Annotated in this window: 17 protein-coding genes and 1 pseudogene; 10 read left to right on the top strand and 8 right to left on the bottom strand. The window is 68.8% G+C overall.

Annotation, left to right across the window (positions count from 1 at the left end):
* Positions 1-35: 35 nt before the first annotated feature.
* Together ACYVMZ_RS33660 and ACYVMZ_RS33655 are read left to right on the top strand one after the other, a co-directional pair.
* Complete coding sequence (locus tag ACYVMZ_RS33660) at positions 36-1622, top strand: transposase family protein (RefSeq protein WP_461086530.1); 1587 nt, start codon at positions 36-38, stop codon at positions 1620-1622.
* Complete coding sequence (locus ACYVMZ_RS33655; RefSeq protein WP_461086528.1) at positions 1619-2488, top strand: AAA family ATPase; 870 nt, start codon at positions 1619-1621, stop codon at positions 2486-2488. The genes ACYVMZ_RS33660 and ACYVMZ_RS33655 overlap by 4 nt, the downstream gene beginning before the upstream one ends.
* Positions 2489-3070: 582 nt before the next feature.
* Here the strand turns inward: ACYVMZ_RS33655 and ACYVMZ_RS33650 are convergent.
* The 4 genes from ACYVMZ_RS33650 to ACYVMZ_RS33635 all read right to left on the bottom strand — a co-directional run bounded on the left by ACYVMZ_RS33650 (position 3071) and on the right by ACYVMZ_RS33635 (position 6738).
* Positions 3071-3283, bottom strand: a complete 213-nt coding sequence (locus tag ACYVMZ_RS33650) for a hypothetical protein (RefSeq protein WP_461086525.1) — start codon at positions 3281-3283, stop codon at positions 3071-3073.
* A gap of 86 nt (positions 3284-3369) precedes the next feature.
* A complete protein-coding gene (locus tag ACYVMZ_RS33645; protein WP_461086603.1) occupies positions 3370-4839 on the bottom strand; it encodes a UvrD-helicase domain-containing protein in 1470 nt (489 codons plus the stop codon).
* A gap of 578 nt (positions 4840-5417) precedes the next feature.
* Positions 5418-6314: a DUF6083 domain-containing protein gene (locus tag ACYVMZ_RS33640; protein ID WP_461086524.1), complete on the bottom strand. Its 897-nt coding sequence runs from the start codon at positions 6312-6314 to the stop codon at positions 5418-5420.
* Between the two features lie 160 nt (positions 6315-6474).
* Positions 6475-6738: a helix-turn-helix transcriptional regulator gene (locus ACYVMZ_RS33635; protein WP_461086522.1), complete on the bottom strand. Its 264-nt coding sequence runs from the start codon at positions 6736-6738 to the stop codon at positions 6475-6477.
* Between the two features lie 524 nt (positions 6739-7262).
* On the opposite strand from ACYVMZ_RS33635, the gene ACYVMZ_RS33630 reads away from it, so the two are divergent.
* The 3 genes from ACYVMZ_RS33630 (at position 7263) to ACYVMZ_RS33620 (ending at position 9616) form a co-directional block, all read left to right on the top strand.
* A complete protein-coding gene (locus ACYVMZ_RS33630; protein WP_461086520.1) occupies positions 7263-7991 on the top strand; it encodes a hypothetical protein in 729 nt (242 codons plus the stop codon).
* Between the two features lie 251 nt (positions 7992-8242).
* Complete coding sequence (locus tag ACYVMZ_RS33625; RefSeq protein WP_461086519.1) at positions 8243-9205, top strand: CHAT domain-containing protein; 963 nt, start codon at positions 8243-8245, stop codon at positions 9203-9205.
* Positions 9206-9220: 15 nt separating this feature from the next.
* Positions 9221-9616 carry a CHAT domain-containing protein gene (locus ACYVMZ_RS33620; RefSeq protein WP_461086601.1) on the top strand — a complete coding sequence of 132 codons (396 nt, stop codon included), beginning with the start codon at positions 9221-9223 and terminating at the stop codon, positions 9614-9616.
* Positions 9617-10274: 658 nt separating this feature from the next.
* Here ACYVMZ_RS33620 and ACYVMZ_RS33615 read toward each other — a convergent pair.
* Positions 10275-10559, bottom strand: coding sequence for a hypothetical protein (locus ACYVMZ_RS33615; protein WP_461086517.1), 285 nt, complete (start codon positions 10557-10559; stop codon positions 10275-10277).
* A gap of 114 nt (positions 10560-10673) precedes the next feature.
* On the bottom strand, positions 10674-10904 hold the full coding sequence (locus ACYVMZ_RS33610; RefSeq protein WP_461086611.1) for a hypothetical protein: 231 nt from the start codon (positions 10902-10904) through the stop codon (positions 10674-10676).
* On the opposite strand from ACYVMZ_RS33610, the pseudogene ACYVMZ_RS33605 reads away from it, so the two are divergent.
* The 4 genes and pseudogenes from ACYVMZ_RS33605 to ACYVMZ_RS33590 form a co-directional block, all read left to right on the top strand.
* Positions 10882-11286 (top strand): annotated as a pseudogene (locus ACYVMZ_RS33605) (IS5 family transposase); the annotation flags it as partial. The gene ACYVMZ_RS33610 and the pseudogene ACYVMZ_RS33605 sit on opposite strands and share 23 nt — an antisense overlap.
* Before the next feature lie 232 nt (positions 11287-11518).
* Positions 11519-12841 (top strand): NucA/NucB deoxyribonuclease domain-containing protein, encoded by a 1323-nt coding sequence (locus ACYVMZ_RS33600; protein ID WP_461086515.1) that lies wholly within the window; start codon positions 11519-11521, stop codon positions 12839-12841.
* Positions 12842-12872: 31 nt separating this feature from the next.
* Entirely contained in the window at positions 12873-13376 is a 504-nt protein-coding gene (locus ACYVMZ_RS33595) for a hypothetical protein (protein WP_461086513.1), read from the top strand.
* A gap of 330 nt (positions 13377-13706) precedes the next feature.
* A complete protein-coding gene (locus ACYVMZ_RS33590) occupies positions 13707-13847 on the top strand; it encodes a hypothetical protein (RefSeq protein ID WP_461086511.1) in 141 nt (46 codons plus the stop codon).
* Between the two features lie 309 nt (positions 13848-14156).
* On the opposite strand, the gene ACYVMZ_RS33585 is transcribed toward ACYVMZ_RS33590, so the two are convergent.
* Together ACYVMZ_RS33585 and ACYVMZ_RS33580 are read right to left on the bottom strand one after the other, a co-directional pair.
* Complete coding sequence (locus ACYVMZ_RS33585) at positions 14157-14360, bottom strand: hypothetical protein (protein ID WP_461086509.1); 204 nt, start codon at positions 14358-14360, stop codon at positions 14157-14159.
* A complete protein-coding gene (locus ACYVMZ_RS33580; protein ID WP_461086507.1) occupies positions 14357-14578 on the bottom strand; it encodes a LexA family protein in 222 nt (73 codons plus the stop codon). The genes ACYVMZ_RS33585 and ACYVMZ_RS33580 overlap by 4 nt, the downstream gene beginning before the upstream one ends.
* 46 nt (positions 14579-14624) lie before the next feature.
* Here ACYVMZ_RS33580 and ACYVMZ_RS33575 point away from each other — a divergent pair, with 46 nt between their 5' ends.
* Positions 14625-14957 carry a DUF6233 domain-containing protein gene (locus tag ACYVMZ_RS33575; protein ID WP_461086505.1) on the top strand — a complete coding sequence of 111 codons (333 nt, stop codon included), beginning with the start codon at positions 14625-14627 and terminating at the stop codon, positions 14955-14957.
* Positions 14958-15128: the final 171 nt, after the last annotated feature.

Genomic DNA, 15128 nt, shown 5'->3' with positions numbered 1-15128 from the left:
CCCCGACGTCCACCACCCCAGAAAGACCCCGACGCGTGCCCGCCACACCACCACCCGACGGCCTCTACGACACCACCTCCCTGCGCGCCGCCGCCGTACGCCGCCTACTGCGCCTGCGTAATGCCGAACGCCTGACCCACTACGACGTGCGTACCGTCGCCGCCGCCTTCACCGTCCACTGGCGCACCGTGCGCCGCTGGATGGACAACGCCACCACCCACAACGGCACCTACACTCCCCAAGGCCGCCGCCACTTCACCCTCACCCCGGCCATGCACGAAGCCCTGGCCCGATGGAACGGCAACGCCGCAGCCACCTACCGCGAACTCGTCGGCGATGGCATCTTTGGCAACCCGCCCCGTGTATCCCAGGCAACCTTTTACCGCGCCGTAGACCGGGAACTCACGCCCGGCCAGCGTGCCGCCCTCAGAGGAGGCGAAGCCGCCCGCCGCCGACACGACGTGCACGCCCTGCGCCCGCACGGCAACCGCAACGACGTATGGGAGACCGACCACGTCGAAGCCAGCGTCTTCGTCAACATCGACGGACGCCGCCGCAAACCCTGGATCACCTGGTTCATCGACCACACCACCGCCGTCATCTGCGGTCTGGCCATCACCCCCCACCAGCCCAGCCAGGACGCCATCCTGGCCGCCGCCCGCGACGCCATCCTCTGCACTGATCACCACCGGCCCTTCGGCGGCATCCCCCGCAAGATCCGCACCGACCGCGGCCGCGACTTCCTGGGCAAGTGCGTGGACGAAGCGTTCAAAAAGTTCGGTACCGAACTGATCGTCCTGCCGCCCTACAGCCCCCACCTCAAAGGCACCGTCGAAGCCATCAACGGCGCCGCCAAGCACATGCTGTTCAAAGGACTGCCCGGCTACGCCCACACCCCCCGAAGCCGCCGCGACCGCCGCGGCCAGCCCCTGTGGGCCCTTCACGAACTCCTCGACTACGAAACCTTCATCACCATCGTCCTCGACTGGGTGGACTGGTGGAACAACGACCACACCATCGCCCGCCTCCACCGGCGCACCCCCGCCCAGGCCTGGCACGCCGACCTCACCCCCATCGACACCCTCGACCCCGCCGACCTGCACACCTACACCCTCACCGACGCCGGCCCACCCCGGAAGATCACCAGCAAGGGCGTCCGCTGGAAAAGCGCCTACTACGTCGGCGACTGGATGCACGGCCACTCAAGCGCCGGCGAGATGGTCCGCCTGCGCCACGAACCCCACCACTACCACCGCGTCGAGCTCTACGACGCCGACACCCTCACCTACCGCGGCCCCGCCTTCCGCAGCGACGAAATGAGCCCCCGCCAAGCCCGCGCACTGCACAACGCCCGCCGACGCGAAGCCGACCGCTACGCCGCCAAAGCCAGCCGAGCCCGCAAGAACGCCAACCCCCGCTACGCCGCCACCAGCGTCGCCGCCGCGCCCGAGCCCCTCAATCGGCTCACCGCCAGCCGAGCAGCCGCCCAGCTACGCGAGCTGCGGACACCGGAAGCAGACCCGCAGGCCGAGGCCCGGCCCGACCTCCTCAACCGGCCCCAGCCCGCCTCCACCCGCTGGACCAAGCCCCTGTCCGCCCCCAAGCCCCAGGACACTCCGTGACCCGACCCGCCACCACGCCCGAGAGCCAGTCGGCTACCGGCCCCAACTACCACTACATGGGCCTGCCCGAGGCCCGGGCCATGCTGACTAACGCCAGTGCAGAGACCTACGCCAACCTTGTCACCACCCTCAAAGCCGACGCCGGCAAGGGCGCCATCATGTGCGTCCACGGCGGCGTCGGTCTCGGCAAGACCTTCGCCGTCAACAGCCACCTCGACGAGCTCGCCCCCCACACCACGCTCCGCATCAAAGTCGGCTCCGCCAAAATCCAGGCCCTGCGCGCCGCCCTGTACAAAAGGCTCGACCTGCCCGGCGAGGCCCCTCTCAACAGCACCCGCTGCGAAACCATGCTCAAAGAAGCACTGTCGGAGACCTCACGCGTCTTGGTCGTTGACGAAGCCCAGTGGCTGGACACCCGGGCCTTCGAATTCATCCGTGAGCTTTGGGACGACGAGGACACCCGCCTCGCCGTCGTCCTGGTCGGAGCCGAAACCTGCTACCAGAAGATCAAGAACCGTCCTGCGCTGGATTCCCGCATCCTCGTCTGGCAGCGCTACAAGCCCCTCACCCCCGCAGAAGTCCTCACCGTCATCCCCGAGTACCACCCGCTGTGGGCGGACGTACCCACCGACGAACTGCTGTGGATCGACGACGTCGCCTGCCACGGCAACTTCCGCCAGTGGGCCAAAATCACCTACCTGCTCTGGGAACAGCACGGGGGCACAGGCTCGAAGGGGACCGGTAGCACGGATGCGACGACCCCGGCCACTCCGCACGGCGCGGCCGCACCACTCCATCCTTACAGCCGCGACCTCGTGCGCGCCGTCCTCAGCCGCCTCGACCCCACCCAACATCACACCGACTGAAGCGTTCCCGCATTCACGCCGTCCCGGCCTCTGGGCGCGTCCGCACCGCCACCAGAGCTGGCGGTGCGGCACCGGCAGCTATCCGCGATACTCCACGCCGGGTGACCCTCAACGTGGGGGAGCGGCTGGCACATCCACCCTCCCGGAGGTGTCGAACAACGACCAGGCCACCATAATCAGCGCATCCTATGGGCCGGTTGTCCCGGAGCCCCGTCTAGGTCCACGAAGCCGTGCTCGACCGGCGCCCGCTCACTGCTCAGCAGTGGGTTGGCCGCGTTCGTTGAGGGCGGACCCCCCGCCAATGTGGGGAACAACCGGGTGGTGACGCCACCGGTGGTGCGGCCGTGGATAGACCCCTACTTACGTGGGGAAGACCCCTTGCTGACCTGCGAAGCCAGCTTTATCGATAGAGAATTCTACTCATGTGGTCCGGGCGGCAGTCAGCAGTGCCCTCCGTCGGCGGGCACGGTGGAGCACGCGAACCGGGGCTGAACAGGCGGGCCAGCCGCCGGCAGGGGCGCTGCTGGACGAGCGGCACCTCTCGGGTGGCAGCTTGCCCCGGCGGCTTTGGACGCGGGCTGGTTAGAGGCTGTTGTCGGTGAGGGTTCCGCGCTGCACGAGCTCGTCGGTGGTGCAGCCACGTCGCTGTGCCATTGCGTGGAAGGTTTCCTGCTCGCGTTGCCAGGACAGGGCCCGGTCGGCTGCCGTCTGACGGATGTACTCATCAGCGGACAGGCCCAGAGCGGCAGAGTGGGCGGCGATCGCCTCTTGCTCCGCAGGCGTGAATGTCATCATGACCTCCTTTGGCCGGTGGGCTTGCTGCTCGGCGGGGAGCCGGGCGTTAACCCGCGCAGGTCATGACGCTACCCGTTGCGCGGGCTTCAGCCCGCGCTCGCTGCAGTGGGGTGGGTGTTGATCCAGGAGAGGCCGCCGAGGTCGAGTTGGTGGCGGGCGCGGGTGACGGCGACGTAGGCCAGGCGGGCGTCCGTGTCGCTGACGGATTCCGGAATGGGCTGCCCTTGGGCGTCGTGCTGGTCGGTGTCATTGGGCGGGGGGAAGTCGTCGGCGATTTTGACGGTGGGCCATTCGCGGCCCTTGGCGGTGTGGGCGGTGGAGACGGTGACGTCGGCGTGCTGTTCGTCGGTGAGCTGATCGACAGCGGCGAGGATGGCGTCGGGTCCGTGGGTGTCGACGAGGTCGACGAAGGGCTGAAGGTCACGTCCTGCGGGGTCGTGGGCGGCGTAGTCCTGCAGTTCGCCCCAGGAAGCGAAGAGCACGAGCTCGGGGTGGGAGGTGCGGCGGCCGTCCTTGAGGTCGCGGGCCGCGAGAGCTAGCGCGGCCAGTTGCTGTACTCCGCGGGTGAGCGCGACGCGGTGGCCGGCGGCGAGCAGGCGCATGACTTCGGCCATGGCGCCGATGTTGGTGCGGCACAGCACCGCGTCCGGCCGGTCGAGGCTGCCGATTTCGGTGGGGATGGTCTCGCTGCCGGTCAGGCGGATGGGGGCGTCGGCGAGTGTGAGCCACCGGTTGGCCTCTTCGGCGATCAGGGGGCCGAAGCGGAAGGAGCGGGTCAGGGTGAGAGGGGTGGCATCGAAGCCGGTCATCACGTCCCGGGCGCCGCGCCAGCCGTAGATGGCCTGGGCGGAGTCGCCGACCATGACGAGCTGTGCGTGGCCGCGCTGGGCGGCGAAGACGTCTTCCAGGACGGGGTTGGTGTCCTGGGCCTCGTCGAGGAAGAGGAAGTCGGCTTCGAGGACCGGCCCGGTCAGGGCCCACATTTTCAGGTAGTGGTCGTGTTCGAAACGGACCACACCCTGATCGGGGTTGTGCAGGTCGGCCCAGGCCTTGGTCGCGAACGGCATGACCTCGTCGGCAAGTCGGTCATGGTCGCCGGGTGTGTCCAGGCCACGCAGTCGTGGCACGTGGTGGCGGGCCAGGGTGCGGTCGGCGGAGTAGCAGTAGCGGGTGACGGTGCGCAGCACGGTGTGGGAGAGGGCGCGGGGGCCGATCTGATGAGCGCCGATGCGGACCGGACGCGTGATGCCGAGCGCCTGGCCGGTCTTCCACGCGGGCTGGCGAGGGCTGTTGAGCCGGCGGGCGTAGCGGTGACCGACGGCGGCGAAGGCTGTGGCGTGGGCGGTCTTGCACAGCACCGTTCGGGGGAAGCGGCCGGCGGCATCCTGGGCGATGTTCTTGTTGAATGCGAGGTAGCGGCCGCGACGGCGGGTGCCAGCGGCGAGGAGGCCGAGGGTGCTGGTCTTCCCCGTCCCGGCGCCAGCCTGCAGGACGAGATGGTGACCGGCCCGGAAAACGTCGGCAGCGTGCGCCTGTTCGTCGGTAGGCGTGTGCAACAAGAACTCCGCGAAAGAGAAAGAAGCACTGGAAGGGGGAAAGGAGTGATGAGCGAGGTCTGCGGTGGTAGCTGCCGTCCCGGCAAGGTGCAGCGCCCGGGATGGGCTCACAGCGGTGATGCCGGCTGTGCAGGACCCAGGCCGCGCAGCCCAGGACTTCTTCGACGGTGGGGTGGGCGAGCAGGCTCTCGAGCCGGTTCTCCGGGCGCCGAGCGCGTTCCTGCTCATGCTGGGCAAGGTCCGCGGCCACGCACTGGCTGAGCACATCCTGCGGCCGCTGCCCCAGGGCTGCTGCGGTCCGGCGGAGGGCCGCGACGGCTCAAAGGAGGCGAGAGCGATGTTGAGCAGAACCAGGCCGCGCCGGTTGGGGCAGTGCGTGACCAGGATGCCGGTCGACAGTCGCGTGCCCAGTTGGTGCCGCGGCACGTGCAGGGCATCGCCGGGGCTGCGCGCGCTCTGCACCGCCATCAGCCGGGTACGGTCCGCGTTCGCGGCCGGCCGGACGCTTGCCCGGGCGTGCCGGAGCTCGGTGCGGGTGGCGGGCCTGGGCAGGGTGAGCTCGACGGCATGGAAGGGCGTCATGGGCCAACTGCCCCGTGTGCCCCGCCCGCGGGGCCTGGGCGTCGGGTGCGGGCGGGAAGGCGGTTGTGGATGTGCTCGTGGTGGCGCAGAGGGTCGAAGGGCTCCCAGTCGGCCACCGCCAGGTCGGCGGCCGTGGGCGTAGCGGCGTGCTGCAGGCAACGCTGGGCCCGCCAGCGCAGCTGCTCGGCGTACGGGATGGCGCTGAGGTCGTAGACGGCCATGACCGCCGCGGGCAGGGCCAGCTGCCCGCTCGTCACGGTTGCCGGGACCAGCCTCCAGGTGCCGGCCGGGACATCGGGGGAGAGCAGGGTGCTGGTGCAGCGGTGGCGGCGCCGGGTCTGGGCGATGCACTGGATCTCGTCGACCGGGCGGGCGGCGAGGTAGCGCACGTACAGCAGTTGCACGACGGGGCGGGTCGGGCGGCAGGCTGCCGAGTTCTTCCGTTGGGGTGCCGGGCTGTCCGGGGAGGCCGGGCAAGGGGTGAAGGCGCCGGCGTCGATGAGACGGCGGGTGTTCACGGCGAGCGACCGGCGCAGCCCGGTCAGCTCGGGCGGGGTCGGGGGAGTGTCGCGGGCGGGACAGACGACGGCGTGCGGCAGGCGGCACCAGCTGCTGCCGTCTCCACCGGGGTAGGCGACACCGGAGCTGACGTGCCAGCGGCACACGGCGGGCACCCGGGCGGCCGGAAGTTCGTGCGGATGGAGGCGGACGGGCCGCTGAGCGCCGCGGTGGTACCACTCGATCCGGTTGCCGCACTCGCGGCACCGGTCGCCCTGGCCGCAGCGCAGCAGCCGGCTGACGCCGTCGGGGGAGACGTGCAGGGAACGGCGCACGCGGTGGGCGAGGGGGCTTCCGTCCCAGCGCCGGGCCGGGGGAGGAGGTGTGGAGCGCATGCGGGCTAACTTGTCAGCCAACACGCCGGGTCCGCGGCAGCAGCTCTGCCGGATCGCCCGGTCAGCCTCATACGGTGCGACTGGAGTGCGAATGCATGATTGCGTGTTCGAGAGAGTCTCGCCGGTTCGGGTGATCTGCGACAGGCACTCGGGCAGGGGGTCAGTCCCGGACCGGGCCGGGCAGGTCGTGCCCGCGGCATAGGGCGCTGAAGAGCTCGTCGAGCGGGGTGTTCAGGGCGTGGGCGAGGGCGTGCCACGTCTTCAGCGTGCCGATGGTGCGGCCCTGCTCGATCTCGATGACGGTGCGTCTGGCCAGGCCGCTGCGGGAGGCAAGCTCGTCATAGCTCCACCCGCGCGCGGCCCGCAGGCGCGCGAGCTCGAACCGCAGCGCAGTCAGGTCCGGATCGGGCGGCAAGATCGTCACCCGTCCATCCGACGGTGCAGACCCCTGCACTGCCAGTGCATACCTCTGCCCTATTTTCCCAGGTGACGACACCCGCAACAGGGCAGAGGTCTGCACTACGGTGGGCGGCCGTCCCCCCACCCCAAGAACGGGACCGGCGCGGAATCGACAAGGAGGAACACGCGCCCATGAGGCTGCGCCCAGCATGTCCGACGACACCACGCGCCTGGACCGTGGAACTGCGCCCGCACGCCGGCGGGCTTGCTCTCGTATGCCAGCAATGCCCGTACGGCAGCGGGCAGATCACCGCAGCCTCCGCACGCGCGGCCGCCCTCACCCACCTCGCACGGCACGCACGCGGCAACCTTCTCCCCCCGCACCTACGGATCTGCCAATGCCGTGAACGCGGCTGCCACTGGCACCCCCGCCACCGCGGCTGCGCCGGCCCCATCCGCCTCCTCCTCGCACGCGAACACGGCGGACGACTATGGCGGCTCACCGACACCTGCAGCGCCTGCGCCGCAGCGACAGCACAGGCCGCCGTAGTGCCCGACACCGTCCTCGCCCGCCCACCGCTGCACCCGACAACCGCCCGCCGGCACAGACGCCGCCCCAAGGGGCCCGGCGAACAGGCCCGGGTACGGGAGATCCTCAGCTACCTGGCCGCCGCCCTTCCACCGGACACTTCGGCTGCCGCACGCCTGCTCGCGCTGCAGTGCGCGCTCCGCATGAACACCAGAATGCACGTCCGGCTGCCCAACGGCGTGCTGCGCAGCCTCCGCCTCAACGCCGTCCATGACGCATGGCGCGAGCTGGAGCACGCGCGATGGCTGCGTATCATCCCCGATAACGCGGCCAAAGAGGTTGTAGCCGAACTACTTGACGCTGCGCTGCTCGGCCAGGCCCCGGCCCGCCCCGACCGGATGCGTGCCGCGGACTGGGCACTGCGCGTCAGCTCCTCCTCGACAACAAGGGCAATCGGACCGTTGCCGCAACTGGCGAGCGCGTACCTCGCGGCGCACGCCGACCCGCAAGCCGACAGCGGTCTGAGTGAGCTCGACCAGATGGCGCGCGCCTGCGGACTCCCGCCCGCGGAACTGCCCACCCTGCTTGACCAACTGGCAGCAACCGGGCCGCTCAAGTCATGGCAGGCCTGCCCTGACTCGGGAGACCTGCGCTGGACCCTCGTGTACGGAAGGGGAATCCACGACACCAGCCACCAGCACGACACGGCCACTCCAGGCAACCCGGATGGGGGAGGAGCACGACCTTGAGTGTGCGAACAGCCGCTCGGGCGAAAGGTGCCGCAACTTAATCTTGAACAGGACGTCGTCTACTGGCCCCCTCGTACGGGCTTCAAGCGGCTTACGTCGCGTCACCCGCCAAATATGCTCCGTACGCTGCCGCGGGGGACGGCTGTGCCTGCTTCGCCCTCGGAGGCTGGGCCGACGACCGGCAAATCACCCTCGTCGACGTCGGGCTCGCCAAAGAGATCGACGACCGCGTCGCAGACGTGCGGGAAGAAATGTCCGGGCTGGCCTCCTACCACGGCGGTTACGTCTCCATGCCCGTCTCGGAGATACGTCGCCTGTTCGAAGCCGAGGACGACGGGACCGGCGGACCACCCGTGACCGCACAGATGCAGGTGACCTACAACCGGTCGCATCAGCTCATCGAGCACACGGTCACCATCGACGCCGTCTCGTTCCGGCAGTTGATGTGGGACCTCGAACACGGCACGAGTACGTTTCCGCAGGAGCAGTTGAGGCGCCTGTACGGACTTCAGGCAACAACCGGCAATGCCGAAAACCCCGATCCCCCCAATCCTCCCCATTCCCCAGAGCCGTCCTCCAGCGTGAGGGGTCGGGCGTCATGTGCTCTCGCCGCAGCCGTACTCGAACCCCTGCGCCCCCTCGTGGACCGGGCTCGCCGAGTCATCATCGCCCCCGACTCCGAACTGTGGCTGGCGCCGTTCGCCGCTCTGCCCAATGCCGAAGGCAATCCATGGCTGACCAACGCCACCCTCACCGTCGTCAACCACGGCCTGGAACTGACCACGGACGACACGCCAGCGGCCGGCACCGGGGATGCCCTGGTTGTGGCGGACCCGGCCTTCGGCGCACCGGACGGCGAACGGACACGGACATTCTTCGCGCCACTTCCCCACGCCCTCGAGGAGGGGAAGATCGTGGCATCACTCCTCGGCGTCGGCGTCACGACGGGTCCCGACGCCACCGACGTGCTGCTGCGCAATGTCCGATCGCCGCGTGTTCTGCATCTGGCCACCCACGCCTTCGCCATCCGCCAGCGCGAAGACTGCCGCAGGAGCCTCGAGAAGGACCACCTCGCCCGATTCCGCGGAGTCGAGCGGCTCACGCACTCGGACAATCCGTGGCACCGCTGCGGAGTGGCGTTGGCCAACGCGGCGCTGTGGGAATCCAGGAGCGAGGGTCTGCCGAAACCGGGTGACGGCCTGCTCCTGGGCTGACATCGCGGGCTCTCCCTGGAAGGTACGGCTCTGGTCGTACTCACCGCATGCGATACCGGTCTCGGCACGGGCGGGGCGGGCGACGTGCCCTGGTCGGCCGGCCACGCCTTCCGCCAGGCCGGAGCAAGAGCCGTGATCATGAGTCTGTGGCGCGTACCGGACGGAACGACCCGGACGGTGATCCAGGAGTTCTACCGCCGTCTCGCTGCCGGCGCTGCGCCGGCGCACGCGCTTCAGCAAGCACAGAGGAAGGCCTGGTCGGAAGGACTGCACCCGCGGCACTGGGCTGCGTTCGTCTGTCTCGGAGTGCTGGCCCACACCCTTCGCCCCTTCGCCCTTGTACCGTCGCAACACCGTCACTGCCGTGGAGTGGCCAGAAGCCGTAGGGGGTTTCGTGGACCACGTGGCTGAGGTGGAACTCGTCCTCGTCGACGACGGCAGCCGCTCGTTCGACACCGCTCCCCAAGAGGCCGACATCGGAGCCGTCAAATTTCAGGGCTGGCAGATCCATGCCGTCACGCCCGTGCCCACGGATTTCCGTGGCCATGACGTCTACGTCATCAAAGTGAACACCGACCTGGTGACGCGCCCGTCCGTTTCACCCCCACGGTGGATGGAGTTCGGGTTCGTATTCGAGGACAGCGGCGTGTACGTGGCCGACATGGTGCCGCGGGCCGTCGGCATGCCCGAACCCGCCCGCAGTTACGCAGTGACCAGGCATCTCGCCTTCATCGCCGATCCCGGTGCCACATCCCGGACCGGCTACTCCGGGGACGTGGTGATGAACGACCTCGTCGTTCCGGCGATCACACCGACCATCGAAGCGCTCGGAATCGGCAGCACGGCAGTGCGGTGGCGTCATAAAGGAGACACCGAAGGGGGCCCCGTCGGCTCGCGCAGCGGTTGGCTCCTGCTGCTGGTCCCCTCCGGCCTGCGTGAACTGAAAGTACGGTCCGTCGCCGCCTACGCTCTGACGCCGTACGAAGAAATGGGGTTCTCCGCGAAGGGAAGACCCGCCACGTTCGTCGTCCAACTTCCCCTCGGCAGGATCCCCGAACCCCGTCCAGCCTCAGCCGAAGCCACTGGTCGGCGTCAGATCAGGCTCGGCTTCGCCCTCGACGTCGAGGGCTACAGCACCCGCCCCGGCCCCCGGCAGAACGAGGTGCAGGACCGACTGGCCCGGCTCGTCCACCAGGTGCTGCACGAGGCCGGCGTTCCCGATGAGCGGACGGACATCCAGCCCACAGGTGACGGCATGAACGTGGTCCTGCCGGCCGACATGGACTGCGTCGATCTCCTCCCCCGGCTGATGACCGGTATGGCCGGGCAGCTGGCCAGGGACAACAGCATCCACGCGGACAGAATCCGATGCCGTATGGCATGCGACATCGGACCTGTCAGCCGCTCGGCGCTCGGTTTCTCCGGCCCCACGGTGGTGAGGTTCTGCCGCCTAGTAGACAGCCGGCAGCTACGGGATGCCCTGGAGAGCAACGAGAAAGCCGACCTCGTCGTGGCCGTTTCGGACTGGCTCTACGAGAACGTCTTCCTCCCCGGATACGCAACCGCCGACCATGGTCCCCTCGACGACCGTGCCCTCCGCGACGGTACCCCTGGCGGCCTTGGTGAAGGCCCCTTCGACGACAAGGCCTTCACCCAAGTCCTCGCCGTGGCCAAGGGCGTCGAAGATCGACTTGATCACCGAGCGGACTGGTCTGCCCCTCTCCGTCGGTATCTCCGGCGCCAACCTCCACGACAGCCAGGCCCTGGAACCCCTCGTGCGCGGGATCCCGCCGATCCGCTCCCGCCGTGGCCCGCGCCGGCCCAAGCCCGCCAAGCTCCACGCCGACAAGGGCTACGACTACGACCACCTGCGCCGATGGCTCCGCAAGCAAGGCATCTCCCACCGCATCGCCCGCAAGGGCATCGAGTCTTCTACACGGCTGGGCCGACACAGGTGGACGATCGAGCGCACCATGGCCTGGCTCGGCGGCTGCCGCCGACTCCACCGCCGCTACGAACGCAAGGCCGAACACTTCCTGGCCTTCACCGCCATCGCCTGCACCCTCATCTGCTTCCGCCGAAGTCGCCAATTGAGACGATCTCTAAACCTCCGCTGGCTCGATGCCGAGCCTGCCGTACGTCAGCTGTGGTGCATGAGCGACTACCGGCGAGTGGCGAGAAACGCTCGGTGGTGAGGAAACGGGGGGTCTGCTGTCAGTCCTCTGTGTTTTGATCAGCTCGACCCGGCGTGGACACGCCAGAAACAGGTGTGTCCACGCTGTTCTGACCAGCAACAGGGGGCATAACTTGAGATTGAGGAGACTGCTGGCCGCAGGCGCTGTATCGCTGGGGCTGCTGGGCAGTTGCCTGAGCGCCGCCCAGGCGACTGACGCGGCGCAGACCGCCGGGGATGCCGCACCGGCCGCGGAAAGCTCGGTTCCGGTGCCGGAGGATCTGGAGGAGTCGTCGCAGGAGCTGGACGAGGCGATTTCCTTGCCGGTACCTGAGGCGCTGGAAGGTGAGGAACCGGCGCCCGTGTCGGCAGCACCGAGTAGTGAAGAGTCCGAGAGGGGGCCGCTCATGGCTCCTGACCCGGACGAAAGCGCAGCGGATGCTGAGGCGAAATGCCAGGGTCGGCTGGCGCTGGCTGCGGAGCGGGGCGACGACGCCCCAGTGGCGTGTGTGTCGTGGGGATCCAGCGCGTCGGTGTCGGAGCTGCGCGCCGCTGTCAATGCCTGGCCTACGCCGAACTGGTGTGACGACCACGGCGCGAACGGCAAGTGGTACGTCAACCGGTTCAAGGCCTGCGGCATCTTTCCGGCCGACCTGACGGTGCGCGATGCGCGCACTGGCAGAAAGCTCGGCGGTATGGAGTACCTCGTCCGCGCCTACGCCTACAGCAAGCGGGACATCAAAACGTGGGCCTACCAGGTCGAGTTGATGGAGGTGACCAGCTGGGGCGCGGCCAAGGGCGCCAGCGCTGAAGGCAACGGGAAATGTGCGGGCAAGTGCAAGGTGACCGAGAGCACCTTCCCGTCCCAGCGGATGGGCAAGGACAAGGAGGCCGTTGGCCAGTTCTTCCTCGACACCACCATCAAAACCACGCCGAAGGGCCAGAAGGGTGAGGGACAAGCAACGGCGGTGTGGCGGTTCACCAAGCCCGGGTGGGCCGGGCCCAGCAACGAGGTCATCCTGCCGACGCCCCCGGTGCGGTGCGACAACGCTCTTCCGGGCACTTCCAAGGCCGGCTGCGTGATGCCCTACATCCCGGAGATGGTCTACGCCAAGAGCGGCGAGTACCCGGAGCTTGCCGAGCACATCGAGTACGCGCAGAACACCAAGAACTTGCCCGGCAAGCACGGGACCACACGCTACCTGACCCGGCTGACTGACAAGGCCAAGATCAAGGAGAACCGCAACAAGGCATGCCCCTCGAGCCTGGAACGGCCTCCGGGCAAGCAGTGCGACGAGTACCCGATGGCGTCGACCTGGCAGGGCGCCAAGCACGGTGGCGGCAATTTCAGCCGACGCATGATCGACGGGACACAGAACGAGGAAGGCGGCAAGGCTCTGAGCCGCTTCTACCTGTACAACCGCATCATCGAAAAAGACAAGTTCCTGGTGTGGATCAAGTAGAGGAACACACCATACGGCGGAGGACAGCGAGATGAGCGACGAGGTCGAACGGGGCAACGGACTCGTCCCCGTGCAGTACCACCAGTTCGACATCAGCGACGAGGACGGCCCGACCGGCCCGGACCTGGCGCGCGAGCACAACGGACTCGTGCGCGTCGCCGACGGCGCCATCACTGTCATGACCGGCATCCATACCGGCGACGTCGACGTCATGGTCACCCTCCATCACACCCAGCCCGCCCTCGACAGCGGTGACTGGCAGGAGATCGTCGAAATCTCGGCACAGTCCGCCTCCGGAGAGCTCATGGTCCGCGGCATCATGGACGACCTGGACGAAGAACTCCCCGTCCTGTCCTTCAACGGTCCCGGCGACTACCGGCTGCGCATCCATGCCCGCGGCCGGGACACCGCCGTCGACCTGGCCCCCGACGAGGTCACCGAGTGGTACCTCATCCAGGCCTGGCCCGCACCCGCCCAAGAAGTCGCGGTGCTCCGCCAGACCGACGCTTACGGGGCTTCCGTCCGCGCCCACTGACCAGGCTCACGACTCTGCCCGCCCACCGCTGTCCTGGTGGGCGGGCAGACGCCTGTGGTAGGTAGCGTGCGGCTGGCGAGCGAGGCGGTCAACCGTTTCTCCCCCTCAGCTGATGAGAGGCACAGCTCCACCACCTCCCACGCCCGACGGCACGACGGAGACTCGCGGCCCCGCAAGCTCAAGGTCGGCCGCTTGGGGGCTGCGGAACCGAGGTCTGGTCCACCCGAGCGTTTGGCTTTGCGGCCGAGCCGATTCGCCGCCGACCGCGCCGTGGCTCGGCCCGCTGCCGGCCGCCGCCGGTGCGGGGCCGCTGAATCGACCGTGTGCGCCATGCTGCTGCAGACCGTCAGCCGCGGCGACAACCTCACCCTCGCCGACCAGCTCCGCACCTGGGCCGAGGAACTGCGCATCGCTGGCCGGACCAACCGGCGGCACACCGTGGTCGGGCCTGTGGCCGCACCTGGACCATGAGCCCGACCTCGGCGGCCGAGCGCCCCGTCCGCGGCAGGTCAGGACCGCCCTTCATGGCCACTGATCAGCCCCGACCGGTGCCCTCGCCAACAGGGGCTGCTGCGTTCCAGCGCCGGCCGGGAACACCCCCTCCGCGGTACCAGGCCGCGGCCGTACGTGTAGGTCGAGGATGTGCAGCTCATGTCGGGTTGCAGTCGGCGGGGCGCAGTTCGGGCGGCACCTCGTTTCGGTGCCTGCGCATGATCTGCCGCAGCGCGCGGGCGAGGACCGCGTATGGGCGGTATGGCATGGACCTCAGCATGGCAGGGATCAGGGTTCGTCCGGCCATGTCGTCAACACGGATCCGGTGTCCTCGTCGACGAGGGTGATGCGAGCCCCGGGCTTGCCCCAGTCGCCGATCCAGCTGGCCGTCCTCTGACGTGCGGCTGGCTCGGCGTTCCACCAGCCGTGGGCGACGGGGTGGCCGTCGACCGTGAGGGTGACCCGGTACCGGCCGGATGCGGGCGTGTTCATGTGAGTCGGATCCCCCGCGTCCGGCCGGGCGTGCGCACGATGGCGCCCTTCGTCTCCAGTTCCCGCAGCTGGTAATGAATGCTTGAGGGACGTAGGCCTACGTAGCGGGCGATCTCTGCGACCGTGGGCGCTTCGCCCTGGCTGATGATGACCTCGCGGATGCGGCGGAGGATCCTCTCCTGGGTGTTGGTGAGGTGCTGCACCTTGTGGTTGGCCATGCCCCACAGTAGAGCGTGTGTTCGAATTTTGTTGCAAGCTGGGACGGTGGATGACCTACCGCCTGACCTGTACCGGCTCCGCACTCTGGAGACGTGGCTGGTCCTCACCCTGGAGCGGGTCCGGCGGCAGATCGCGGACGCTGAACGCCGGGAGGCGGAGCGGCAGCGCGGCATCGCGGCCCGGCCGCCCGCACCGGAGTGGCTCATCGACCTCGGCCTGACCGGGCGTGACCCGCTGTATGTCCGCGTCGGCGACTGCTGGGCCGCCGGGCAGTGGTTGAGGGGGATTGGCCGCGAGCAGGCCTGGCGCGCCCTCGCCGATGGGGTGAAGGCGTGCCCGCACTGCCAGCCGGACAACGCCCTGGGGTTCCTCGACTAGTGAGCCGGTCTTGATGTCTCGCTTCGCCACGTGAGCTGTGTTCTGTTTCAGATCATGGCTGTGCTGGTGACAGCGCTGCTGTTCTTCGGTGTGCTGACGTATGGGGGACAACAGGCTGGAACCGCTGGTGTTATCCGAGGCCGAGCAGCTGACGTTGCAGGGCTGGGCGAA

The sequence above is a fragment of the Streptomyces deserti genome (assembly GCF_054782695.1).
This window is presented reverse-complemented; position numbering and strand designations above follow the sequence as displayed.

Bases quoted from the DNA above. Each gene is read 5' to 3' on its own strand.
- ACYVMZ_RS33650 (WP_461086525.1), bottom strand. From the start codon at position 3,283: ATGATGACATTCACGCCTGCGGAGCAAGAGGCGATCGCCGCCCACTCT.
- ACYVMZ_RS33640 (WP_461086524.1), bottom strand. From the start codon at position 6,314: ATGCGCTCCACACCTCCTCCCCCGGCCCGGCGCTGGGACGGAAGCCCC.
- ACYVMZ_RS33625 (WP_461086519.1), top strand. From the start codon at position 8,243: ATGTCCGGGCTGGCCTCCTACCACGGCGGTTACGTCTCCATGCCCGTC.
- ACYVMZ_RS33595 (WP_461086513.1), top strand. From the start codon at position 12,873: ATGAGCGACGAGGTCGAACGGGGCAACGGACTCGTCCCCGTGCAGTAC.
- ACYVMZ_RS33590 (WP_461086511.1), top strand. From the start codon at position 13,707: ATGCTGCTGCAGACCGTCAGCCGCGGCGACAACCTCACCCTCGCCGAC.
- ACYVMZ_RS33585 (WP_461086509.1), bottom strand. From the start codon at position 14,360: ATGAACACGCCCGCATCCGGCCGGTACCGGGTCACCCTCACGGTCGAC.
- ACYVMZ_RS33580 (WP_461086507.1), bottom strand. From the start codon at position 14,578: ATGGCCAACCACAAGGTGCAGCACCTCACCAACACCCAGGAGAGGATC.